The organism is Ruegeria sp. CK2 (assembly GCF_056536585.1).
On the sequence record NZ_JBQFPW010000018.1, the window covers coordinates 40,122 to 62,864 of the forward strand.

The 22,743-nt window shown below is 56.3% G+C and carries 22 protein-coding genes; 13 read left to right on the top strand and 9 right to left on the bottom strand.

Features of this window, described 5'->3' with window-relative positions; genetic code table 11:
• Window positions 1-2: 2 nt before the first annotated feature.
• Together ACR0BU_RS21470 and ACR0BU_RS21475 are read right to left on the bottom strand one after the other, a co-directional pair.
• On the bottom strand, window positions 3-1,034 hold the full coding sequence (locus ACR0BU_RS21470) for a carbohydrate ABC transporter permease (protein WP_480738865.1): 1,032 nt from the start codon (window positions 1,032-1,034) through the stop codon (window positions 3-5).
• A gap of 77 nt (window positions 1,035-1,111) precedes the next feature.
• Complete coding sequence (locus ACR0BU_RS21475) at window positions 1,112-2,344, bottom strand: ABC transporter substrate-binding protein (RefSeq protein ID WP_298937512.1); 1,233 nt, start codon at window positions 2,342-2,344, stop codon at window positions 1,112-1,114.
• A 280-nt stretch (window positions 2,345-2,624) separates the two neighbouring features.
• On the opposite strand from ACR0BU_RS21475, the gene ACR0BU_RS21480 reads away from it, so the two are divergent.
• From ACR0BU_RS21480 to ACR0BU_RS21540, 13 genes are all read left to right on the top strand, one after another.
• Window positions 2,625-3,671: an ABC transporter ATP-binding protein gene (locus ACR0BU_RS21480; protein ID WP_298937511.1), complete on the top strand. Its 1,047-nt coding sequence runs from the start codon at window positions 2,625-2,627 to the stop codon at window positions 3,669-3,671.
• A 122-nt stretch (window positions 3,672-3,793) separates the two neighbouring features.
• A complete protein-coding gene (locus ACR0BU_RS21485; protein ID WP_480738863.1) occupies window positions 3,794-4,330 on the top strand; it encodes an ester cyclase in 537 nt (178 codons plus the stop codon).
• Window positions 4,330-5,277 carry an ester cyclase gene (locus ACR0BU_RS21490; protein WP_480738862.1) on the top strand — a complete coding sequence of 316 codons (948 nt, stop codon included), beginning with the start codon at window positions 4,330-4,332 and terminating at the stop codon, window positions 5,275-5,277. Before ACR0BU_RS21485 ends, ACR0BU_RS21490 begins: the two co-directional genes overlap by 1 nt.
• 9 nt (window positions 5,278-5,286) lie before the next feature.
• Window positions 5,287-6,615 (top strand): histidinol dehydrogenase, encoded by a 1,329-nt coding sequence (gene hisD, locus ACR0BU_RS21495; RefSeq protein WP_480738860.1) that lies wholly within the window; start codon window positions 5,287-5,289, stop codon window positions 6,613-6,615.
• Window positions 6,616-6,621: 6 nt separating this feature from the next.
• The gene (locus ACR0BU_RS21500) at window positions 6,622-7,674 is read left to right on the top strand and encodes an ester cyclase (protein WP_480738858.1); all 1,053 of its coding nucleotides are present in this window, start codon (window positions 6,622-6,624) and stop codon (window positions 7,672-7,674) included.
• Window positions 7,674-8,438, top strand: coding sequence for an SDR family NAD(P)-dependent oxidoreductase (locus ACR0BU_RS21505; RefSeq protein ID WP_480738857.1), 765 nt, complete (start codon window positions 7,674-7,676; stop codon window positions 8,436-8,438). Before ACR0BU_RS21500 ends, ACR0BU_RS21505 begins: the two co-directional genes overlap by 1 nt.
• Window positions 8,423-9,451 (top strand): LacI family DNA-binding transcriptional regulator, encoded by a 1,029-nt coding sequence (locus ACR0BU_RS21510; protein ID WP_298937505.1) that lies wholly within the window; start codon window positions 8,423-8,425, stop codon window positions 9,449-9,451. Before ACR0BU_RS21505 ends, ACR0BU_RS21510 begins: the two co-directional genes overlap by 16 nt.
• The gene (locus ACR0BU_RS21515) at window positions 9,448-10,419 is read left to right on the top strand and encodes a nuclear transport factor 2 family protein (RefSeq protein ID WP_480738856.1); all 972 of its coding nucleotides are present in this window, start codon (window positions 9,448-9,450) and stop codon (window positions 10,417-10,419) included. The genes ACR0BU_RS21510 and ACR0BU_RS21515 overlap by 4 nt, the downstream gene beginning before the upstream one ends.
• Before the next feature lie 149 nt (window positions 10,420-10,568).
• Window positions 10,569-11,528: a cupin domain-containing protein gene (locus ACR0BU_RS21520; RefSeq protein WP_480738855.1), complete on the top strand. Its 960-nt coding sequence runs from the start codon at window positions 10,569-10,571 to the stop codon at window positions 11,526-11,528.
• Window positions 11,525-12,127: a class I SAM-dependent methyltransferase gene (locus ACR0BU_RS21525; RefSeq protein ID WP_298937501.1), complete on the top strand. Its 603-nt coding sequence runs from the start codon at window positions 11,525-11,527 to the stop codon at window positions 12,125-12,127. Before ACR0BU_RS21520 ends, ACR0BU_RS21525 begins: the two co-directional genes overlap by 4 nt.
• A 10-nt stretch (window positions 12,128-12,137) precedes the next feature.
• Window positions 12,138-13,265: a cobalamin-independent methionine synthase II family protein gene (locus ACR0BU_RS21530; protein ID WP_299084619.1), complete on the top strand. Its 1,128-nt coding sequence runs from the start codon at window positions 12,138-12,140 to the stop codon at window positions 13,263-13,265.
• The gene (locus ACR0BU_RS21535; RefSeq protein ID WP_299084622.1) at window positions 13,266-13,973 is read left to right on the top strand and encodes an alpha/beta fold hydrolase; all 708 of its coding nucleotides are present in this window, start codon (window positions 13,266-13,268) and stop codon (window positions 13,971-13,973) included. It abuts the gene before it with no gap.
• A complete protein-coding gene (locus ACR0BU_RS21540) occupies window positions 13,963-14,658 on the top strand; it encodes an RraA family protein (RefSeq protein ID WP_299084625.1) in 696 nt (231 codons plus the stop codon). Before ACR0BU_RS21535 ends, ACR0BU_RS21540 begins: the two co-directional genes overlap by 11 nt.
• 70 nt (window positions 14,659-14,728) lie before the next feature.
• Here ACR0BU_RS21540 and ACR0BU_RS21545 read toward each other — a convergent pair whose 3' ends face one another.
• The 7 genes from ACR0BU_RS21545 to ACR0BU_RS21575 form a co-directional block, all read right to left on the bottom strand.
• The gene (locus ACR0BU_RS21545; RefSeq protein ID WP_298937497.1) at window positions 14,729-16,537 is read right to left on the bottom strand and encodes an aminopeptidase P family protein; all 1,809 of its coding nucleotides are present in this window, start codon (window positions 16,535-16,537) and stop codon (window positions 14,729-14,731) included.
• A complete protein-coding gene (locus ACR0BU_RS21550; RefSeq protein ID WP_298937496.1) occupies window positions 16,530-17,525 on the bottom strand; it encodes an ABC transporter ATP-binding protein in 996 nt (331 codons plus the stop codon). The genes ACR0BU_RS21545 and ACR0BU_RS21550 overlap by 8 nt, the downstream gene beginning before the upstream one ends.
• The gene (locus tag ACR0BU_RS21555) at window positions 17,522-18,514 is read right to left on the bottom strand and encodes an ABC transporter ATP-binding protein (protein ID WP_480738852.1); all 993 of its coding nucleotides are present in this window, start codon (window positions 18,512-18,514) and stop codon (window positions 17,522-17,524) included. The genes ACR0BU_RS21550 and ACR0BU_RS21555 overlap by 4 nt, the downstream gene beginning before the upstream one ends.
• Window positions 18,515-18,516: 2 nt before the next feature.
• Complete coding sequence (locus ACR0BU_RS21560) at window positions 18,517-19,368, bottom strand: ABC transporter permease (protein WP_480738851.1); 852 nt, start codon at window positions 19,366-19,368, stop codon at window positions 18,517-18,519.
• The gene (locus ACR0BU_RS21565) at window positions 19,365-20,306 is read right to left on the bottom strand and encodes an ABC transporter permease (protein WP_480738850.1); all 942 of its coding nucleotides are present in this window, start codon (window positions 20,304-20,306) and stop codon (window positions 19,365-19,367) included. Before ACR0BU_RS21565 ends, ACR0BU_RS21560 begins: the two co-directional genes overlap by 4 nt.
• A gap of 58 nt (window positions 20,307-20,364) precedes the next feature.
• The gene (locus ACR0BU_RS21570; protein ID WP_480738849.1) at window positions 20,365-21,948 is read right to left on the bottom strand and encodes an ABC transporter substrate-binding protein; all 1,584 of its coding nucleotides are present in this window, start codon (window positions 21,946-21,948) and stop codon (window positions 20,365-20,367) included.
• 137 nt (window positions 21,949-22,085) lie between these two features.
• Complete coding sequence (locus tag ACR0BU_RS21575) at window positions 22,086-22,691, bottom strand: helix-turn-helix domain-containing protein (protein ID WP_480738847.1); 606 nt, start codon at window positions 22,689-22,691, stop codon at window positions 22,086-22,088.
• Between the last annotated feature and the right edge of the window lie 52 nt (window positions 22,692-22,743).

Below are 22,743 nucleotides of genomic sequence, written 5' to 3' on the forward strand. Positions count from 1 at the left end.
GATCAGGCCCTCTTCCGATTAAAGTCGCGCCATGTGCGGATCAGTACGGGTGTCAGCAGTATTGCAACACCAAGAATTGTCAGGATCGACGTGGCCCCGGCAGAGCCAAACAATTGGATGTCACCACCGCGCAGGTCATTGAAAATAATCCAGGATAGCGACGTCGCCTTGGCCGACGCCGAGAAGCTGATGATCGGTTCAAACACCCGGAAATTATCCATCAACTGCATCAGCGTGATGAACACAACCAGTGGCATCATGTAAGGCACAACCACGTATCGAATTGATTGCCACCGTGAGGCGCCGTCGATCTTCGCTGCCTCAAGCGTCTCTTTCGGGACGGTCTGCAACCCGGCATAAAAGACGATAAAACTGAACGGGGTCGAACTCCAGATGCCGTAAACGATCAGCATCATCCATGTCAGAGGCGTTGACGCCTTCAAGGACAGGTTGGGGTCGTTGAAGATTTTCTGCAACGTCGCGCCGATTATGCCATCGGCATCGACCATCCAAAACAGGATCAGCGCGCCTATAAGCGGTGTCACGATCATTGGCAGCAGCGACACAAAGATCGTTGGGCCCTTGATAGCCCGCGGCAAAGTGTTCACCGCCAAAGCGACACCAAGCCCCAAAAAAATAACAAACGGCGTGACTACCGCCGTGTAGGTGAGCGTAAAGAATAGGGCCTTGTAGAACGGCAGGTTGATCAACTCTGACATGAATTCGCCGAATGTTTCGGTCTCGTTCCATGCAACGCCCACTTGTTCGAACGCAAGATGCTTACGGTTCGTATAGGTTCCCAGGCCGTTGAAACGCCCCAGAGGGGCCTCTTCCCGCAGAGCTGCCGTCGCCTCGTTGTCAACCTGCAAGACCGTTTCGCATTTGAAAGGTCCGCAGTTTTCAACCTCGGTCATGATTTGCTCGTGTTCCACGAACAGCGATTGCACAGCAACTGACACAATGGGCAAGGCAATGAAAAAAAACATTGCGGCCAAGGACGGCAGGATAAACCAGAAGAAAGTGCGGTGTTTCATAGCCCAAATCCTACGTCAGCTTAACGTTCTGGGTGGAATGCTCCGAGGCGGCGTGCACGCGGCCTCGGAGTCGACTCTTATAGGTAACCGGCTTCTTTGGCCGCAGCGGTATAGGCGGCTTCGATGTCCGCCAGTGTCTTTTCAGCGCTTTCATTGCCTTGCAGGAAGTCGGGCAGTTCTTCAAAGACTGCCTGATGCAACAACCCCATGTAGGGCAGCATCGGGTAGGGCTCTGCACCTGCCGACGCCGTCGCCGCAACACCAGCTGCCGCTGGTCCCGGTACGTAAGATTCCATCAGCCAGACCGCAGCATCATTGTTTGCTGTGACCATCTTTTCCGACGTACCGTGCATCATTGCCAGAAAAGTCGCCTCGGCATCCTCATCCGAGATGTTTTTTGCGATGGTGAAACCATCCCACCACAGCGAAGAGGCCGGCGTGGAACCGCCAGCAACCGTCGGGGCACCAACAAGCACTGTGTTTTCGGCAACACCCTCTTCCGCGCCTTCACCGCTCAGCAGTTCACCACCGCTTGAGCCCCAAAGCTGCGCGATTGCGATGTCACCCGATTTCCAGATCGGCACCACCGTCGCGGTGTTGTACGTCAGGAAGTCCGGGTTCGACAGCGCAACAAGTTCCTTCAACATGTTCAGCGTCGCGATACCCTGTTCATTGTTAATCGCAGGTTCAGCCGTTCCCGGCTTGAAGAACTCTCCACCGTGACCAAGATACATGTTCACGAATTCTTCACCCAGATTCCAGTCAGACATGCTGAGGAATGCGAACGGGTGATCCATGATGCCCGCGTCCTTGATCGCCTGGGCGGTTTCTACGACCTCTTCCCAGCTTGCAGGGGCCGGTTTGCCGACCTGATCGAGAACATCCTGACGGAGAAACAGATGCTGGGCGTTGGCCATGAAGGCAATCGCCATGATCTTCCCATCAATGGTAATGAGTTGATTTTTGGGAATGTCCTGACCGTGCTTGGCGACCAGATCGTCAAGCGGACGCAAAAGACCTTCGTTTAGCAGAGGAACAATCGAAGAATTCGCGACAATGACCGAGGTGTATTCCGCCGGATTCGGCGTCAGTGCCTGAACTGTGATATTGCGGAAGTCCTTGTTGTGGTTGGCCGAAATCGTTGCACCACCACTTGCACATTCAGCGGCAGTTCCGGTGATGGCTTTGAGCGCCGGGAAGTCGTTTGCCAGAACATTTACGTTCCCGCTGCTGATTTCACATTCCGCATAAGCTGCGGTCGCCATAAGCGCCGCCACGGCTCCGGCCGCAAAACTTTTCATTAAAGTCATATTGAGAACCCTCCGGTTGGACCCTGTTGTGCAGGCCGCTGCCTGCTTCGTTTATGATTCGTGTTTAGTATTATTTTGCATTCGCATTCATCATTATGCCAATAATTATCCATAAGACAAGATATTCCTCATATTGGCAGGTTTTTAATTCTTTTCAGCTAATTACCGTAAATATCGCAGCTTCAGAGCTCCGTTTCACAGATTTTTTCAAAGTACTACTTGCCAAATTTTGCATTCACTGACACATTTTGTGGGCACGCATGCAAAAGGTGGAAGCGGAATGGCGGAAATTCAGCTGAATAACATTTCCAAGCGTTGGGGATCGTTTGTCGGAGTTCAGAATTTTGACCTGACAATCGCCGACAAGGAGTTCCTTGTTTTACTCGGCCCATCGGGCTGCGGGAAAACAACCACCATGCGCATGATCGCGGGCCTGGAAGACGTGACAGAAGGTGAGATCATCATTGACGGTCAGGTGGTCAACGATCTGGATCCAAAAGATCGGGATGTGGCGATGGTGTTCCAAAGCTATGCGCTCTACCCCAATCTGAATGTCTATGAGAATATTCGGTTCCCCCTGAAAGTTCGCAAAGCTGACCCCTCAACCCACGACGCGCGGGTAACGCGTGCAGCCGAAATGGTTGAGTTGACGGAGTTTATGCACCGCCGTCCAGCTGAGCTTTCAGGTGGTCAACGGCAACGCGTGGCACTGGCCCGCGCCATTGTTCGCGAACCCAACGTATTCCTGATGGACGAACCGCTTTCAAACCTTGATGCCAAACTGCGGGTTTCCACGCGCCATCAGATCAAAAACCTCAGCCACGAGCTGCAAGTCACAACGATCTACGTGACCCACGACCAAATAGAAGCCATGACCTTGGCCGACCGTGTGGTCGTCATGAGCAAGGGCGTGGTACAGCAAGTCGGCACCCCGACCGAAATCTATGACCGGCCCGCCAATACGTTCGTTGCAAGTTTTATCGGCAGCCCGGCGATGAATCTGCTTGAAGGGCAGATTTCCAGCGGAACTTTCACGGGCGAAAATGTAACGATAAGCGGGCTATCCAGCACGCATGAGGGCAAGGTCACACTTGGCTTCCGCGCGGAAGATGCCGCGCTGGACCCCAACGGAACGTCGGCGGCACCGCTCTACTCTCTCGAATTGCTGGGGGATGCTACCATTGCGACATTGAAAATCGGCGGCACTATTGCGTCGATACGTGCGGCCAAAGACTACCGCGCTGAAATCGGCGATCAGACCGCTGTGAGCATTCCCCCAGACATCTGTCATCTTTTTGATGCCACAAGCGGTGAGCGGATGGATTAACGCGCCACGGGTCAAATCGCACCCTGATTATCAGGTGCTGGTAGAAACAATGCTGGTCGCAAATGTCAAAGCCATAACATCGATTTGGTTGAGACACACAAATACACGACGGAGGACTCCACGTGAAAGGTTCCCGCCCCGAACAAGCCGTGCTGAGCCGCGACACGGACATGGGCAAAACAGACGAAACCCGGGCAGTCATCGAAGGCATGGTTGATGGCCTTAACGATCACCGGATCGACGATATCGGAGATTTCTTCACCCAAGGGTTCCGATGGATGGGCAATTTTGGGTGCGGCACCAAAACCGGCCTGCAAGAGTTTCAGGACAATTGGCAACGGCCATTCCAAGCCGCATTCTCAGACAAGGTTTGCGTCGACGAAGCGCGCCTCTACATGGGCGAGTGGGCGGCGGCCTTTGGACGTCAGGAGGCCACGCATTCTGGCGAGTTTATGGGGATCGCCCCAACCGGCAGACGGGTCGAGATCCGCTACATGGATTTTTGGAAGGTTGTTGATGGCAAGATCGTCGACAACTGGGTCATGGTCGATTTCCCGCATGTGCTGTTACAGCTCGGCCATGACGTGTTCAACGGCCAGGGTTGGGAAGCTTTTGATCGCGGCGAGGCTAAGCCGCCCATGCCGCAGGAGGTCGCGTGATGGGCGCGGTTCTCGATCTGGTGCAGGACATGGAGCGGGCATTGGGACGATCTGAGCCCGACTTGTTGCCCTGGTTCCACGCGGATTTCATATGGGACGGCAATGAAGGCTGTGGCCGCAAGTCCAGCCTGCGGGATTTCGAAGAAAATTGGCGGCGACCCTTCCACGCCGCCTTTGGCGACTGCCGCTTCGACACAACGCTCTGGCTTGAAGATGGCGAGTGGGCCGCCTGTATAGGCACCTGCTATGCGACCCATACGGGTGACTTCATGGGCATCGCCGCCACCCACCGCCCCCTGCGCGTGCCCTATATCGACTTCTGGCAGATCCGCGACGGGCGGATTGCCTATAATAAGGTGAATGTGGATCTGGCCTCCGTCGCGGCCCAGCTCGGCTGGGACGTCTTCGAAGGCCAGGGCTGGGACCGGCTGGACCCGCCCACGCCCCGATTGTGGCGCGGCAAGCAGGGCCGGGGTGCCGCGGCAGAACCGCTCAAGGTGGTGCAGGACATGGAGGCTGCGTTACAGCGGTCCGACGTGGATGTATCCGAGTTTTTCCACGAAGATTTTGTCTGGGACGCCAACTATGGCTGCGGTCTGAAACACGGGTTGAAGGAGTTTGAAAGTGGCTGGTACCAGCCCTTCCGCGACCACTTTGGCAACCGCGATTTCGTCAGCCCGCATTTCATGCAAACCGGCGATTGGGCCGCCTGTTTCGGCGCGTGCAACGCTACACTTGAACGCGATTTCATGGGAATCAAGGCCACCGGCCAAAAGATACGTGTGCCATACATCGATTTCTGGCGGATCGAAGGCGCCAAGATCGCGGAAAACATCGTGCGGGTCGATTTTGCCAGCATCGTCGAGCAGCTGGGCGGAGACGTTTTTCGCGGCAAAGGATGGGGGCGTGAGATGCCCGTTGATTTCAGCGCACAACCTGCGGCCTAGGAGGCAGACATGACGATCCAATATCTGAAATCCGGTAAGCCAGCAGAAGCCCGCGCCGAGGATGATGCAAAGGTGCGTAGGGTTGTCGAAGACACCTTGGCGGATATCGAAGCGCGGGGCGACGCCGCTGTGCGCGACCTGAGCGCAAAGTTTGATGGCTACAGCCCTGCGGCGTTTCGTCTAAGCGCGTCTGAAATCGAAGCGGCGATGCAAAAGGTGTCGGCGCGCGACATGGAAGACATTCGCTTTGCACAGACGCAGATACGACGTTTTGCAGAAGCTCAGCGCGCCTCGATGACGGATATCGAGGTCGAGACACTTCCCGGTGTTGTTCTGGGCCACAAGAATATACCTGTGCAGTCCGTCGGCTGCTACGTCCCCGGTGGCAAATTTCCGATGGTGGCCTCGGCTCATATGTCCGTTCTGACGGCACAAGTCGCAGGCGTGCCGCGTATCGTTGCCTCGGCACCGCCGGTCGATGGCGCCCCACATCCGGCAATTGTTGCGGCAATGCACATGGGCGGAGCACACGAGATCTACGTTCTAGGTGGCATCCAAGCGGTTGGCGCAATGGCTATCGGTACGGAATCTATTGATCCTGTGCATATGATTGTTGGACCCGGAAACGCCTTCGTCGCCGAAGCCAAACGGCAGCTTTTTGGTCGTGTCGGGATCGACCTGTTCGCCGGTCCAACCGAAACGATGGTAATCGCCGACGACACCGTAGATGCCGAGATGTGCGCCACGGATTTATTGGGACAAGCCGAACACGGTTACAACTCACCTGCATGCCTGATCACGAATTCCCGCAAGCTGGCTAAAGACACACTTTCGGAAATTGACAGGTTGCTGAAAGTTTTACCAACGCACGAAACCGCGTCCGCCTCGTGGAAGGACTATGGAGACGTGATCCTGTGCGAAACGCATGATGAGATGCTCGAAGTTGCTAATGACATGGCGTACGAGCATGTACAGATCATGACCGACCGGGATGACTGGTATCAGGAGAACATGCACTCCTACGGGGCCTTGTTCCTTGGCGCGCGCACCAACGTGGCCAATGGCGACAAGGTCATCGGAACCAATCATACCCTTCCTACCAAAAAGGCCGGGCGGTATACGGGCGGTCTTTGGGTTGGCAAGTTTCTGAAAACACACAGCTATCAAAAGGTCACAACGGATGAGGCAGCGACTTTGATTGGCGAATATGGATCGCGCCTTTGCATGTTGGAAGGCTTTGTTGGCCATGCTGAACAATGCAATATCCGCGTCCGACGCTATGGCGGACGCAATGTTCCTTACGGTGAACCTGCCCTGCCCGTCGAAGCTGCCGAGTAGCCCCAAATGCCCGAACTCCACGACGCCAACCGCGAATTGCTGACCCCATTGCGCCGCGCGCTTTATGACTGGGACGATGCTGCGGTTCGGCGTGCATTGGAGACGTCTTTCTCGCCAGATGCTGTGTTCCATTGCTGCCATCCGTTTGGTGATCAGAACGGCCCGCAATCATTCTTTGAAAACGTGCTGAGCCCGCTGCGCGAGGCTTGGCCGGATGTCGAGCGACGCGACTGGCTTGTTATGTCGGGTGAAGACGAGCATGGCAGCAATTGGGTTGGTTGCGGCGGGCACTATGTTGGCACCTTCGCTGTGCCTTTTTGGGATATACCGCCATCAGGCCACTTCGCGCATATGCGGTTTCATGAGTACTACCGCGTCGCTGACGGCAAGATCGTTGAGATGCAGATGATCTGGGATTTGCCGGAAGTGATGATGCAGGTTGGGGCCTGGCCAATGGCGCCGTCGCTGGGGGCCGAGATATTCATCCCCGGCCCGGCATCAAGCGACGGGCTCTCTCGCCCTGTTCGAGCCGATACTGAGAGCAACGCCAGCCGCAACCTGATCGTCGATATGTTGAACCACATGAAGCGGCACCCATCGCAAGGTGGGCCTGATGTGATGGAGATGTCGCGCTTTTGGCACGAAGACATGAACTGGTATGGCCCCGCCGGTATTGGCACCAGCCGGGGCATTCGGGGGTTCAGAAACTGGCACCAGATTCCTTTTCTGTCGGGCATGCCAGATCGTGGGCAATACCTGGACGAAATCACCTATCACTTCTTCGGAGATGGCCCCTATGTCGGCGTCACCGGATGGCCTGATATGGTTCAAACCGTCACCCATGATGGGTGGATGGGCATTGCACCATCGGGCACAAAAATAACCATGCGCAGCCTGGACTTCTGGCGCATCTCGGATGGGCGTATCCGGGAAAACTGGGTTCTGGTCGATCTGTTGGATGCATACAGGCAGTTAGGGGTGGACGTCTTTCGACGATTGCGCGAGTTCAATAAGGCCCGTGTTCCGGGACGCGTACCGTTCCCTGTTGGAGAAGCCTGATGAACTTGCCCCCTGCCCCGTCCTTCCGTCTTGATGGCAAACGTGCCTTGGTTGCCGGGGCGTCCTCGGGGATAGGTCTCGCCTGCGCAACTGCCTTGGCCAGTCATGGCGCCGAGGTGACTGTGGCCGCCAGATCCGAAGGCAAACTGGTCGAAGTCGTGGAAGCGTTCGCCGATAATGGGTGGAAAAGTCACCCTCTGGCATTGGACGTTGCGGATGTTGCGGCAACCGAAACTGCCCTAGACGCAGCAGGCCCGTTTGACATTTTGATCAATTCCGCCGGCCTCGCCCGCCACACCCCGGCAGTCGAGACGTCCGAGGCTGATTTCGACACTGTCAGTGACCTGAATTTCAAAGGTGCCTATTTCCTGACCCGCGCTGTGGCCCGCAGCCTTATCGCTGCAGGCAAGCCGGGCAGTCTGATCAATATTACCAGCCAGATGGGGCAAGTCGGGGGCATCGACCGGGCGGTTTACTGCGGAACCAAACACGCGGTTGAAGGCTTCACCAAAGCCATGGCGATCGAATGGGGCCCGCTTGGCATACGTGTCAACACCATCGCTCCGACCTTCATCCGCACGCCTTTGGGTGAGCAAACACTGGCCATACCCGAACGGCGGGCCTGGATTGAAGACAAGATAAAGCTCGGGCGCGTTGGCGAACTTAGCGATTTAACGGGCGCTGCTGTGTATTTGGCATCGGATGCGGCAAGCCTTGTGACCGGCACGGCATTGCTGGTGGATGGCGGATGGACGGCAGGCTGATGGTGGATAAGGTCACATCATCTGACGTCGCGCGCCGGGCCGGTGTCAGCCAGTCGGCGGTCAGCCGCGTCTTCACCCCCGGCGCATCGGCGTCAGCAACAACCCGTAACAAAGTCATGAAGGCAGCCGAGGATTTGGGGTATCGCCCAAACACTCTGGCGCGCGCGATGATCACGGGTAAAAGCCGGGTGATCGGTGTGGTCGTCGCCTATCTGGAAAACCAATTCTACCCGATGGCGCTAGAGTATCTGGACCGCGCTCTGAAGGAACGCGGCTATCACATCCTGCTGTTTATGGCCAAGAACGACGATAGCGTCGGCCAGATCGTCGAAGAGCTGATGTCCTATCAGGTTGACGGAATCATCACCGCTTCGGTCGACATGTCGAACGACATTGCCAAACGCTGCGACGACGCTGGTATCCCTGTGATCATGTTCAACCGAGGGCAGGAAACCGGAGATCTGGCGCAGGTGACCTCGGACAATGTCGAAGGCGCGCGTGCCGTCGCTCATTTTTTGGCCTCTGCCGGGCATAAGAAGATAGCGCATATTTCGGGCTGGCAGGACTCCTCAACCGGCCTGGAGCGTATGCGTGGGTTCGTAGAAGGGTTGAAAGAACACGATCTTGCGCCCTTCACTGTCGAGGACGGTAAGTACAATCAGCAAGAGGCGTCGGCGATTGCCCGAAAGCTTTGTAGTGTTGCGGACCGGCCAGACGCAATTTTTGTCGGCAACGATCATATGGCTTTTGCTGTTATGGACACGTTGAGGTTTGAACTGGGGCTGTCGGTTCCCAATGACGTCAGCATTGTCGGCTATGATGATGTCCCGATTGCGGCGTGGCCCGCTTACGACCTGACAACCATTCGCCAACCCATCAACAAGATGGTCACGGCAACAGTTGATGTCTTGCTTGCCAGAATTGAACGGGGCGCTGCCTCGGAACGCATTCAGATACCCGGACCCCTCAAAATCAGGGGTTCGGCCAGAAAGCCAAAAGGTTTCACCACATGACATACGCAACAAAGTGGAAAGACTTTCCGGACTATATCATCGGCATCACCAAAGAGATCTGGGAAGATCGCGGGACCGAGACATTGAACCGCTATTACGCACCCGAAATTCCAGTGCGGACACCCATGGGTCTTAGCCGGGGCAATCAGGGCGTTATCGCGGCCACGATGGCCACATGCCACGAGTTTCCGGACAGGCAGCTGATGGCCGAAGATGTGATATGGTCCAATTCGGAACAGCACGGGTACCTGTCGTCGCACCGTTTGCTGACGACTGCCACGCATTTGCAGGACGGCCAGTTCGGCAAAGCCAGCGGTCGCAAATGGACTGTTCGCGTGATCGCTGATTGTGCCGCAACGGGCGACACCATCTATGATGAATGGCTTGTTCGGGACTATGGTGGCCTGGTGCGCCAGCTAGGGTTTGAGCCGAAAGACTATACCCGCGACCTGATCGCCGCCGAAGGCGGGCCGGAAAAGGCAGCACGACCTTTCACACCAGACATCGATGTGGACGGCGGGTACCACGGAACCGGCAATGATAATGCCTGGGGCGCACAATATGCAGACACATTGACCCGCATTATGAATAAGGATTTCAATCACATCCTCGCGGACTACGATCGGGCAGTGATCGGTGAATATGCCGGGTCCAAACAGGCCATTGGCCGAGAGGCTGCCAGCCGGTTCTGGGTCGGCCTCCGCTCGTCATTCCCCAACGCGACCTTTAAAATCCATCACCAGATTGGCATGGAGGGCGGAATGATGCCCCCTCGGGCGGCGATCCGTTGGTCCTTGGACGGGGCGCATGACGGATGGGGCGCATTTGGTCGACCAACCGGTGCCAACGTTCACATCATGGGCATGTCACATGCCGAATTTGGGCCATGGGGGCTCCGCCGGGAATTCAGCCTGTATGACGACGTTGCCATCTGGAAACAAATCCTTCTGCAAACCGGGGATGTCTGAGTGTCCTATAAGGTTGCATATCTGGATGCCAGCCAGGCCGCGCGACGCTTTCACGCGCATCGTGCCAGTTTGCGGGCGCGGCGGCTGAATAATCGTCCTCCGGGGCGCGGGGTGTGATCCCAACACCCCCAATTCCAAGGAGATTTGACATGAGCACCATTCAACAACGCATCGTCCGCTATGGCGAGTTGAAACCCTGCAAGACAGCGTTCATTGACGCCCACACCCCGGGGTCGGACCAAAAAGAGAACTTTACCATCATCGGAGGCGGCGTCTCCGAAAGCCCCGATCAACATGTCCACATCACGGACAAGATCGGTTTCAATATCGGTGCGGCCGGTCAGCCACCGAACTGCCGGAATTCACTGCACAGTCACACCACGGCCGAGGTGTTCTTCGTCGCCAAAGGTCGCTGGCGGTTCTTCTGGGGCCTGCACGGCACAGCGGGTGAGTTCATTGCCGAAGAAGGCGATATTTTCGACATTCCAACCGGCATCTTTCGCGGCTTCGAAAACGTCGGCCAAGACTATGGGATGATCATGGCAATCCTGGGCGGTGACGATGCCGGTGGCGGTGTCACATGGGCACCTCAGGTGATCGAAGACGCGCAAGCGCACGGGCTGATGCTGGGCGATAATGGCGTTCTGTATGACTCGAAAAAGGGCGAAGAACTGCCGAACAACGTGCACCCGATGCCGTTGTTGACAGAGGAGCAGTTGAAGGCGTTCCCGGAGGTTCCTGTAGAAGAGGTTGTGGACAAATACGTCGCCCGCTACTGGGATCTGATGGCATTGTCTGCCAATAAGCGCGCCGTTGTGATTGGCGAAAATGGGGTGATCAAAGACAAGCCGGGGTTCGAGGTCGATTTCCTTGGGCGCGGGTCCAGCATCACCGCGCCGGTCAAGGCCGACAAACCGGTTGTTCTGATGCCCGCCAGCGGGCACTGGCGCATCGCCGTCGACGGGTATGAGACGACGATATCAAGCGGAGATACCGCACTGGTGCTGCCGGGAGAACGCTACAGCGCCGCGCCATCAATGACCGGCCATGCCGGAATGTACCGCATCACCGCAACCAATGATCCGGCTGGAGCAACTTGGACAGGATGAGCGCCGATCCCCAAGACACCTACGCCGTCTATGAGCGACAGGCCGCTGCATATGATGCAACACGCTCGCGCGCGTTGTTTGAAGCGCGTTGGTTGACGCGCTTCACTGCAAGCCTGAAGCCGGGCGATCATGTTCTGGATTTGGGCTGTGGCACCGGCGAGCCGATTGCACGTTGGTTCAAGGCCGAAGGGTTCACCGTCACCGGCGTCGACTTTTCCGAAGCCATGCTGACGATTGCACGAAAACGTTGGCCAGAAGGCGACTGGGTTCAGGCGGATATGCGCGATTTCCAACTGGGTCAGCTGTTCGACGGCATCATCGCCTGGAACAGTTTTTTCCATCTGACTGCAGATGAACAACAAGACTGTATCGCCCGCATGTCGCGTCATCTGCGCGTTGGCGGCATGTTGATGCTGACCGTCGGTCCCGGTGCGGGTGAGACACACGGCACGGTTGGTACCGAACTGGTGTATCACGCGTCGCTTTCGCCTGCGGGCTATGCCTCTTGTCTCGAAGAAAACGGGCTGCGCATGACGGGGTTCCTGGCCATGGACCCTGAAACGGAACGCCACACCGTATTAATGGCCCGCAAGATTTAAGGAGATTTCCATGCCAGTAAAAACAACACATGTCGGGTCGCTGCCACGCACACAAGAGGTGGTGGATTTCATCTTTGCCCGTGAACGTGAAGAACCCTATGACATGGCGGCGTTTGATGCCTGCATGACATCAGCAGTATCCGACACAGTCAAGCAGCAAAAGTCGGCCGGGATCGACATCGTGTCGGATGGCGAGACCTCCAAGATCAGCTATGCCACTTATGTCAAAGATCGCTACACCGGGTTTTCGGGCGATAGCCCCAGAAACGCACCAGCTGACCTAAAGCTGTTCCCCAGCTTCCTGCAGCGATTGGCGGATCAGGGTGGCACCCCGCAATACGCCAGGCCCATGTGCACCGGCGAGGTCCGCTCGAAAGGGCAGGATGAGCTGAACAAGGACATTGCGAACCTGAAAGCAGCAATGGCCAAGCACGGCGTGTCGCGCGGATTTATGAATGCGGCAAGCCCCGGCGTGATTTCCCTTTTCCTGCAGAATGACTTTTACAAAACGCGCGAAGCCTACCTGACAGCGCTGGCCGACGCGATGAAAGAGGAATACGAGACGATCGTCGCCGCAGGGTTGGACGTGCAACTGGACTGCCCAGATCTTGCTTTGTCGCGCCATATGCTCTTCACCGACTTGTCAGATGACGAATTCGTCAAGGTTGCGCAGACACATGTGGATGCCTTGAATCACGCCCTCGAAAACGTGCCGGCTGATCGTGTTCGGATCCACATCTGCTGGGGCAACTACGAGGGCCCACACTTGTGCGACATCCCGATGTCCAAAATGTTTGATACGCTGATGGCCACGAAATCACGATATGTGCTGTTCGAAACGTCCAACCCCCGCCACGGCCATGAATGGACGGTTTTCCGCGATCGCAAAGATGACATCCCGGATGACAAGGTTTTGGTGCCCGGCGTCGTGGATACGACCACGAATTTCGTGGAACACCCTGAGCTTGTGGCACAGCGTATCCAACGCTTTACTAACATCGTCGGCACCGAGCGGGTTATTGCTGGCAGCGATTGCGGGTTTGGGACCTTCGCAGGCTTTGGCGCGGTCGATCCGTCAATTGCCTATGCCAAGCTTGCGGCTCTCTCGGAAGGAGCCGCATCCGTTTCGGGGGCGTGAATGACACCTCTGGTCTTGTTGCCGGGCATGATGTGTGATGGCCGGCTGTTCACACCGCAGATCGAGGTATTTTCTACCGAGCGCACCGTTCTAGTTCCGGCATTGTCAGGTGACACAACAATGGCCGGGATCGCAGCACGCGTGTTAGAGCAAGCGCCCGTGCGTTTTGCGCTGTGTGGACTTTCTATGGGGGGCATCGTTGCGATGGAAATCGTGCGCCAGGCTCGGGAAAAGGTTGCCGGATTGGCTTTGCTTGACACAAACCCATTGGCCGAGATCAAAGAGGTTCAGGACCGTCGCGCCCCCCAAATCCAGCGCGCGCGCGCGGGCCAGTTGGACAGCGTGATGCGGGATGAAATGAAACCAAACTACCTGAGCCACGGCGACAATCGGGCCGAAATCCTCGACCTGTGTATGGACATGGCATTGGAGCTGGGGCCTCAGGTGTTTTGCGAGCAGTCAATCGCGCTGCGGGATCGCCCGGATCAGACCGAAACTCTGCGCCAGTTCGACAAGCCCGCGTTGGTGCTGTGCGGCCGCGAAGATATGCTTTGCCCGATAGCGCGGCATGAATTGATGCACGATCTTCTGCCCCGGTCCAAACTTGTGATCATTGATGGCGCAGGACATTTGCCGACATTGGAAAACCCCGCTGAGACCACGCAGGCCCTGCGCTGCTGGCTAAAGGATGTTGATGATGAACGATGATCTGTTGACGCTTCTGAGAAAGGTTGACACGCCCACCGTATGCAATGCAATCGAAGTGGCACAAGGTGGACGTGGCTTTGACCGGTTCACAAAAGGCACTGTGCTGTGCAGCGACCTCGACGCCGGCGCGCTTGTCGGCTATGCCCGAACCGCCCGCATCGCCGCCGTAAACCCACCAACGGAACCGGCGGATGTCATCAAAGCCCGCCGCATGGATTATTATCGCCACATGGCAGAAGGACCACGCCCCGGTGTTGCGGTGGTCGAAGACTTGGACGGCGAAAACGCCGTTGGTGCCTTCTGGGGTGAGATCAATACGACCGTGCACAAGGGCTTTGGCCTGTCCGGCGCACTGACAAACGGCGTCATGCGCGATCTTGGGGATTTACCTCCGAACTTTCCGGTCATCGCTGGTTCAATAGGCCCCAGCCACGGCTTTGTTCACGTTCGAGAAATTGGAACGCCTGTTCGTGTCTTTGGCATGGTCGTCAAAGACGGAGATTTGATTCATGCCGACCGCCATGGTGCGTTGATCATCCCTAACGCCGACATTCCCAATTTGGCCGCGGCCATTCACACACTACTAGCAAATGAAAAGCTTGTTCTCGATCCAGCCCGGGTCGAAGGTTTTGACTTTGACGCCTTTGAAAAGGCCTGGACAGAATTCGAAGCGGCTCGCACATAGCCTCCCGCCTCACTACCCTTGAAAGCCAGCCATAACAAAAGGCAAACGTGACCTTTGTTTGATCCACAATTTACCTTGGTATCGGGGCACAGGCCCGGCTGGTCCAGTCATAGGCCTCTGGGGACAGTCGTGATCCGACATATTCCAAGACATTCGCATGATAACTGTTGATCCAGTCGATCTCAGCGCGGGTCAAATGCTCGATCAGCAACATGTCTGTTTGAATTGGAATCCAGGTCATGTTTGAGAACTCAAAAAACCCATCATCCGCCTCGATGATTTCAAACAGGTTTTCGATACGAATACCAAACCTGTCGGCGTCGTAATATCCGGGCTCGATCGATAGGATCATGCCGGGAACCAAATCCACCGGGTTATAGGGTTTTCCAATACGCTGTGGATGTTCGTGAACCGACAGCCGGTGCCCGATGCCATGCCCAGTTCCATGGTCGTAGTCCAAACCCAAATCCCACAGCGGACGCCTGCAAATCGCGTCAATGTGGTGACCTTGCGTGCCAAGCGGGAACCGGAGTGTCGCCAGCGCATGAAACGCTTTGAACACTGCGGTGTAAGCCTGATCAAACCCCTCGGGCCTGGTAATACCGAACGAGAAGCTGCGCGTCGCATCCGTAGTGCCGGTGTCGTATTGACCACCTGAATCCAACAAGTAGGTCCCATCCGGCAGGATGGGCACTGCGTTTCCCGGCTCGGTGGCATAGTGGCACATTGCGGCGTTCCCGCCTGCAGCCGAGATCGTGGTGAAGCTTTCGCCCAAGAACCCAGGCCTTGCGCGACGACATGACAGGATTTTCTCTTCGGCTTCATGCTCGGTCACCCATCCCTGCACGCTTGCGCGCGCGGGAACCTCGGTGGCCAACCAGGCGCAAAACTCGATCCAGGCCACGCCATCTTCGACATGGCAGGCGCGCAGACCTTCACATTCGATCGAATTCTTCTGCGCCTTTGCCGCAGTCAGCGGGCTTCCGGCTGGAACAGGATTGGCCCCTTCCTTTTCCAATACCATCCGCAGGGCTGTCGGAGAGAAATCAGGATCAAATAGAACACCCTGCCCCGGTTCCACGTAGTCGGCCAGCGAGTGCAGAAAAGTTTCGGGCGGGTGAACGGTCACATCTTCTGGCAGGTGATCCATGCCATCGGCATTCAATTTTTGGTCCGACACAAACCAATGGGCCCTGCCAGATCGTTCGACCAAGAGGAAAGACTGAGGAACCGGATTGAACGCCACATCAGACCCGCGAACATTCAATAGCCATGCAATATTGTCTGGCTGAGTTTCGGCAAAAACCTCGACGTCGTGTCTCTGCATTTCGGCGACCAGATCCGCGATCTTGTCCACCGTAGTTTTGCCAGAAAACTGTAATGGGAACGGTTCGATCAACCCCTCAGGCGACTTGGGTTGATCGAGCCAGACAGCGTCAACCGGATTTTCCCGTACGGCCACCAGTTGAGCGTCTGTGCGCGTCAAAGCGTCAGCAAATCGATCATACCAAACCGGCGGTAGATGCATCGCGTCAAAGCCGATTTTCCATCTCCGTTGCGCCACGGAAACCAGCCAGTTCTCGGGCGGTTCATCGTATAAATGATGGTGCGAGAACATCGGATCGGCACATTGGTTGCCAGCCTGAACCACGTAGCGGCCATCAACAAACAAAGCGATCGTTTGTGGCGTAACAATAGCCATGCCCGCCGATCCCGTAAAACCGGTAACATGAGCCAACCGTTCATCATGGGGCGCTACATATTCAGCCTGATGCGCATCGTATCTGGGCAAGATGAACGCATCCAAACCGCGTTGCAACATTTCCTGGCGCAACGCCGAAATGACGGGTCTACGATCCGGGTCGCGGGCATCAAGCATAAGCGTTTATCTCTTTGACATGGTGGCAGGCGACCTCGCCTCGGCCTTCGAAGGGTTGCAAAGCGGGCACGTCCTTCCGGCAAACATCGTTCGCATGGCGACAACGGATATGGAAAGGGCAACCCTTTGGCATGTTCAGAGGCGAAGGAAGTTCACCCTCCAGCCGGGTCACAGCGCCTCGGTTGTCGGGGTTCAACGATGGGGCCGCAGACAAAAGCGCCTGACTATACGGATGGGACGGGGCAGAAAACAACGTTTCACTGTCGCCGATTTCAACGATCCGGCCAAGATAAATTACTGCAACCCGGTTCGACACATGGCGAACCAAACGCAAATCATGGGCGACAAACAGGATTGTCAGACCCAGTTCCTGCTGCAACTCAAGCAACAGATTGACGACCTGAGCCTGCACCGAAACGTCAAGTGCCGAAACCAGCTCATCGGCAATCAGAACCTCGGGTTCGACGGCCAGCGCGCGCGCGATGGCGATGCGCTGGCGTTGGCCGCCCGAAAACTCATGCGGCAGCTTGCCCTGCGCGTCCTGCGGCAGGCGCACAAGATCTAACAGTTCAGCCACACGTGCGGGGATGTCGGCTTCCGGGCGCATATTATGCACTTTCAAAGCCTCGGTCAGTATCTGACCAGTCGTCATCCGAGGATTGAGTGACGAATATGGATCCTGAAACATCATCTGGACACGGCGATTATAGCTGCGATCGTCGCGAGACGCCTTGCCAAAGATGTCCTGACCTTCAAATTCAATCGACCCTTCGCTTGGGGTATGCAGGCGCACGATACACCGCGCGAGCGTGGATTTACCGCAACCTGATTCACCAACGACACCCAATGTCTCGCCACGCTTCAGATCCAGATCGACACCGTTCAAAGCCTTAACCTCACGCCCCGGGCGGCCCGTTACAAAATCGGCAAGGCTTCGACCGGTCGGAAACCTGAGGTGCAGATCGCGAATTTGCATCACAGCAGTCATGCAACGTTTCCTTTGGCGTTGGTAACTGGATTGAAACACGCAACCTGACGTCTATCCGTGATCAGGGTCAGCGCCGGTCGGTCTTGCAAACACGGCTCGATACACGAGCTGCAGCGCGGTGCAAAAGCACAGCCCGTCGGTAAGGCATCCAAGCTGGGTGGCACGCCTGGCACAGAATAGAGCGGTGTGCGTGGTGGCAGGTTTTCTGGCACGGAACGCATCAGACCGACGGTGTAGGGATGGGCCGGCGCGCGCAGAACGTCGCGCACCGGACCCTGCTCGACGATCCGCCCTGCGTACATAACAGCAAGTTTGTCGCAAGTTTGGGCCACAACCCCAAGATCATGCGTCACCAGAACCACACCCATATCCATGTCCTGCGCAAGCCGCAGGATCAGATCAAGAATCTGCGCCTGAATGGTAACATCCAACGCGGTGGTGGGTTCATCCGCCAGCAAAAGCTTAGGGTTCGCCGCCAAAGCAATGGCAATCATCACACGCTGACGCATCCCACCCGAGAACTGATGCGGATAGTCTTTCAGTCGCTGCGCGGCCGACGGTATGCCGACCAAATCCAGCATTTCGACCGCCCTGTCGTGTCGCGCCTTACGCTGCAGATCGGTATGGGCGCGCAGGCTCTCTTCCAGCTGAAGTCCAACGGTCAAAAGCGGGTTGAGCGAGGTCATTGGCTCTTGAAAGATCATTGCGATCTCGCGGCCCTGAATGTGGCGCAGCACGCGATCCGGCCTAGCCACAAGATCACTCCCTTTCCACCGGACCTGTCCCGTCACGTCTCCGTAACGCCGTGCAAGCCCAATGATTGAACGCAGGGTAACACTTTTGCCGGATCCACTTTCGCCAACCAGTCCCAGAACTTCACCACGTGCGACACTAAAACTGACATCCCGCACAGCCGGAAGAGCGCGGCCATTTCTATGAAACGTCGTGTTGAGTTCATTAACTTCAAGGATTGGCTTTTGATCTTCCATGCTCATCCTCGTGGTCTCAGCAAATCAGCCAGCCCGTCACCCAACAATGAAAACCCTAGCCCAGTCAGGACAATCGCAATGCCGGGCATCAGGCTGAGCCACCAGGCGGTGGAGATAAAGTTGCGCCCTTCCGCGATCAGGACCCCCCATTCCGACTGAGGTGGCTGAGCGCCAAGCCCAAGGTACCCCAGCGACGATCCCAACAAGATCGCCAACGCCATATCGGTCATCCAATAGACAATCACCGGCGTAATCGCATTGGGCAGCAGGTGGCGAAAGATGATACGCCGATCCGAGTAACCCATGACGATGCCAGCAGCGGCATAGTCATTGCCCATCTGTGCGATCACCTCGGCCCGCATCAGGCGCGCGTAGTAAACCCATCCCACCAAGGTGATGGCGATGTACATATTGATCAATCCTGGCCCAAGGACCGCAACCACGGCAATAACGAGAACCAGGAATGGGAAAGTGATGACCGCATCAACGACGCGCCCAAAAATCAGATCCGCGATCCCTCGGTAGTAGCCGACAAGCGCTCCGACCACGACACCGATCACAAGTGCAAACACGGTCGCAAGAACCGCCATCTGCATGTTCACCTGATACGCCCAGATCACGCGGGACAGACTGTCCCGCCCCAACAGATCGGTCCCAAACGGATGGGTCCAGGAAGGAGGTTGACGCACGGCCAGATAGTCAATGGCGTTGGGATCATACGGCGCGAAAATCCCGGGAAAAAGGGCCAGCATCACTGAAAACCCTATGATCAGAATTCCGACAACAAATCCCGGTTTGCGCAACGCCAACCGGATACGAGACGGCTGTGCGCGGGTGAAAACGGCGTCACTCATTGCAGACGCATCCTTGGGTCAAGGCGGCTTTGAGCCAGATCGGTCATCAGAAAGACAAACGAGACCAGAATGGCAAATGTCAACGTCAGGCCCTGGATCAGGGGGTAGTCACGGGCAAAGATCGCCTCAAGCATCAACCGGCCCATCCCGGGTACTGCAAACACGGTTTCGGTAACCAAAGTGCCGCTCATCAGATTGCCAATGGACAGGCCCAGCAACGTAACGGTCGAGATCAGCGCGTTTCGCAACACATGGCGCCCAAGAACCAACCGCGACGGCAACCCTTTGGTGCGGGCAAACTGGACGTATTCGGCATCGAGAACCTCGATAACCGCACTACGAAGATTCCGCATGATAATGGCCGATGTGTACAGCGCGACTGTGATAGACGGCAGGAACAGATGATAAAGCCTTTCGCCGAAGGTGTCGCCATAGCCACCTACCGGGAACAGTCGCAACTGTGCTGCCAAAAATGTCAGAAGGACCAGCCCTATATAGAATACCGGCATCGACAACCCGATCTGGAACACGGTGCGGATTACCGCATCTGGCCAGCGCCCACGATTAAGGGCCGCAACAAAGGCCAGCGGTCCGGCAATCAGCAGCGACAGTGCAACCGAGTAAATCGTCAGGAACACGGTGATTGGCAGACGATCTGCGATAACATCGATCACATCCGTGCGCATCAGGATTGATTGACCCAGATCGCCCTGAACCGTGTTGCTGAGAAACAGCCAGAACTGCACAAGCATCGGCTCGGTCAGGCCCAACCGTTCGCGTATTGCCTGAATATCTGCGTCAGACGCACGATCCCCCGCCATGGCAATGGCCGGATCGCCGGGCAAGAGGCGCACCAGAAGGAAAATGATGATCATGACCAGAAAGAAGGTCGGGATCATCATCACGAGTCGTTTGAATATATAGGTCAGGCTGGACACAGCTCGCTCCGCACTAATACCCCGCCGCACCTCTCCGGCGGGGTACGGTCATCCGCTGTTAACGGCTGACGGTTGCTTCGTCGAAGATGTTATTGCCCAGCGGTGTCTGAACATAACCTTCAACCGCTGATCCCAACGCGACTGCAAAGGGAGTCTCATACATGAACAGCAAAGGGGCCGCTTCGGCATAAAGCTCCTGCATCCGAGCGAATTTGGCTTTGCGGGCATCGGCATCCATTTCCCCAGCCGCTTCGTCAAACAGAGTGTTGAATTCGGCGTTTTCCCAGCCGGTTCCAACCGCCTTGGCTGTTGGCGTATGCCCTAACCAGCCGACAACCTGACTTGGATCGTTCACATCATTAACCCAGCCATATGTGTGGATGTCGAATTCACCCGAACGGTTCTTGGCACCGCGCGTTGCACCATCGACTTGCTCAACCACCAGATCAATGCCCAGCGGCGCCCACATCTGCTGCAACGCCGCAAAGATGGTGGCGTCATCGGCTGATCCGGCCAGCGTCGTAAACGTGATCTGCGTACCCTCGCCTACCCCGGCATCAGACATCAGCGCTTTGGCTTTTGCCATATCATAGGCATAAAGCGGGCTCAGATCGTCGGCATATTGTGTTGCCTTTGCCATCAAAGGCGAGCTCATCGGTTGACCCGCACCATGCAGCACCAGCCCGATCAGAGCCTCTTTGTTAGTCCCGTAATTCAGCGCTTGACGCACGCGGGCATCAGCCAGCGGGTTGGGTGAGCCATCGGCGCGGGCTTCACGGGTATTGATCGGCGAATAGATGATCCGTGTGGACGGGTAGAGCTGCATGTCGATGTTCGGGTCGGCCTCAAGCTCGGAAACGCGGCTGAACGGAATGAACTCGGCCGCATCCACTTCGCCAGCCTGAAGGCTCAAAATTCGGGTCGCATCGTCTGGAATGATCTCAAAATGTACGCTGTCCAGATAAGGCAGCGGCTTCCCGTCTGCGCCCATGCGCCAGTAGTTTTCATTGGCACAGAAATCCATCGATGAACCCTGTTCGAAACCGCAAAGATAGAACGGGCCGGATCCGACACCTGCAGTTTTTGCAGCAAAGATTGCAGCGGATTTGTCCTGATCCGTTTCACCGGCCGCTGCTTCAAACGCAGCTTTTGACACGATTGCAGTGTTGAACGTGGCCAGCATCGAAAGGATCGTCGGGTCAGGGCTTTTCAGTGCAATCGTGATTGCAGTGCCATCCGCCGACACAGTGTCGATCGACCCCAAAAGACCAGCCCAAGGGCTTAGATCAGGATTGCGCGCACGGTCGAGGGAAAAAACAACGTCATCACCGGACATAGCCGAACCATCCGCAAACAGGATACCCTCGCGCAATGTCATCGAAACGGTCTTGCCATCTTCTGACACCGAGAAGCTTTCCGCCAAACCCGGTTCGACCGAATTGCCATCGGCAGTGCCGCGCAACAGCGTATCAAACAGGCTGCCGACCATCCAGATATCAGGGTTGCGATCCGCATAGATCGGATCGATCAAACGCGAGCCGTCATAACGCGCAAAGTTCAGTGTCCCGCCCCGTTCCTGTGCCAGTGCTGGCAGTGCCAGAGTGGCGGCAACGGTTGCTCCCAATACCGTTTTCATCTTCATTCTATTCTCCTCCCGCAAACAAAAGATTTGCTTGAGGCGACCATAGATGATTCTTAATTTTACTAAAGCTTTTTTTAGTCACAGGTGAAATTTTGCAACTGCGACCTCCCCGCAAAGCCGCAGACTAGACTTGTGCTTTAACCAGTAGGAGCACCGGAATCGTTTATAGGTGAAGTGGTTACCCAAAGTTCCACGGCTTCTACATCCCCCAGAACAACCGAAAAATGACGAACAGACGTATCGTGGTGAACCACGTCACCCGGAGACATGATAAATACTTTTTTACCCAGATGATATTCCAACCGACCTGAGATCAGATAACAAAACGCCTCGCCGTCGTGACACATCTTTTCTGACACATGACCTGGCGGACGGTGAACTATCTGCGGATTGAACAATGCACCCGCGAAACCCGGTCCAAGTTTTTCATAAAACCGACCTCTTGTGCCCAGCGAATAGGTCTGCCTACTGTCCTGAGCCACGTATTCGGTAAAGACCTCAGGCACACTGAGTAGCTTCTCTATACTTGTCTGAAGCGCAGCTGCAATTGACATCAGCGAACTGAGGGAAGGTGAGCTCAAACCGCGCTCGACTTGCGATAGAAACCCCGTGGTCAGGTCTGTGGTCTGAGCAACCCGGTCAAGCGTCAACCCCATTGCCTTGCGCCGTCGGCGTATCGCCTGACCCAGCTCGGTGGGTTGCCCTTTGGGCTTGGCCTTGTCGCGCGCCGTCGGAGCGTTCATGCCCTGTCTCCTAAGAAATCCAAATTGTCGGGCATTCAACCGGATCAAGGGC

What these genes read in the sequence shown, in the direction of transcription:
- ACR0BU_RS21470 (WP_480738865.1), bottom strand. Translation starts at nt 1,034, where the DNA reads ATGAAACACCGCACTTTCTTCTGGTTTATCCTGCCGTCCTTGGCCGCA.
- ACR0BU_RS21475 (WP_298937512.1), bottom strand. Translation starts at nt 2,344, where the DNA reads ATGACTTTAATGAAAAGTTTTGCGGCCGGAGCCGTGGCGGCGCTTATG.
- ACR0BU_RS21480 (WP_298937511.1), top strand. Translation starts at nt 2,625, where the DNA reads ATGGCGGAAATTCAGCTGAATAACATTTCCAAGCGTTGGGGATCGTTT.
- ACR0BU_RS21490 (WP_480738862.1), top strand. Translation starts at nt 4,330, where the DNA reads ATGGGCGCGGTTCTCGATCTGGTGCAGGACATGGAGCGGGCATTGGGA.
- hisD (WP_480738860.1), top strand. Translation starts at nt 5,287, where the DNA reads ATGACGATCCAATATCTGAAATCCGGTAAGCCAGCAGAAGCCCGCGCC.
- ACR0BU_RS21500 (WP_480738858.1), top strand. Translation starts at nt 6,622, where the DNA reads ATGCCCGAACTCCACGACGCCAACCGCGAATTGCTGACCCCATTGCGC.
- ACR0BU_RS21505 (WP_480738857.1), top strand. Translation starts at nt 7,674, where the DNA reads ATGAACTTGCCCCCTGCCCCGTCCTTCCGTCTTGATGGCAAACGTGCC.
- ACR0BU_RS21510 (WP_298937505.1), top strand. Translation starts at nt 8,423, where the DNA reads ATGGACGGCAGGCTGATGGTGGATAAGGTCACATCATCTGACGTCGCG.
- ACR0BU_RS21515 (WP_480738856.1), top strand. Translation starts at nt 9,448, where the DNA reads ATGACATACGCAACAAAGTGGAAAGACTTTCCGGACTATATCATCGGC.
- ACR0BU_RS21520 (WP_480738855.1), top strand. Translation starts at nt 10,569, where the DNA reads ATGAGCACCATTCAACAACGCATCGTCCGCTATGGCGAGTTGAAACCC.
- ACR0BU_RS21525 (WP_298937501.1), top strand. Translation starts at nt 11,525, where the DNA reads ATGAGCGCCGATCCCCAAGACACCTACGCCGTCTATGAGCGACAGGCC.
- ACR0BU_RS21530 (WP_299084619.1), top strand. Translation starts at nt 12,138, where the DNA reads ATGCCAGTAAAAACAACACATGTCGGGTCGCTGCCACGCACACAAGAG.
- ACR0BU_RS21535 (WP_299084622.1), top strand. Translation starts at nt 13,266, where the DNA reads ATGACACCTCTGGTCTTGTTGCCGGGCATGATGTGTGATGGCCGGCTG.
- ACR0BU_RS21540 (WP_299084625.1), top strand. Translation starts at nt 13,963, where the DNA reads ATGAACGATGATCTGTTGACGCTTCTGAGAAAGGTTGACACGCCCACC.
- ACR0BU_RS21545 (WP_298937497.1), bottom strand. Translation starts at nt 16,537, where the DNA reads ATGCTTGATGCCCGCGACCCGGATCGTAGACCCGTCATTTCGGCGTTG.
- ACR0BU_RS21550 (WP_298937496.1), bottom strand. Translation starts at nt 17,525, where the DNA reads ATGACTGCTGTGATGCAAATTCGCGATCTGCACCTCAGGTTTCCGACC.
- ACR0BU_RS21555 (WP_480738852.1), bottom strand. Translation starts at nt 18,514, where the DNA reads ATGGAAGATCAAAAGCCAATCCTTGAAGTTAATGAACTCAACACGACG.
- ACR0BU_RS21560 (WP_480738851.1), bottom strand. Translation starts at nt 19,368, where the DNA reads ATGAGTGACGCCGTTTTCACCCGCGCACAGCCGTCTCGTATCCGGTTG.
- ACR0BU_RS21570 (WP_480738849.1), bottom strand. Translation starts at nt 21,948, where the DNA reads ATGAAGATGAAAACGGTATTGGGAGCAACCGTTGCCGCCACTCTGGCA.
- ACR0BU_RS21575 (WP_480738847.1), bottom strand. Translation starts at nt 22,691, where the DNA reads ATGAACGCTCCGACGGCGCGCGACAAGGCCAAGCCCAAAGGGCAACCC.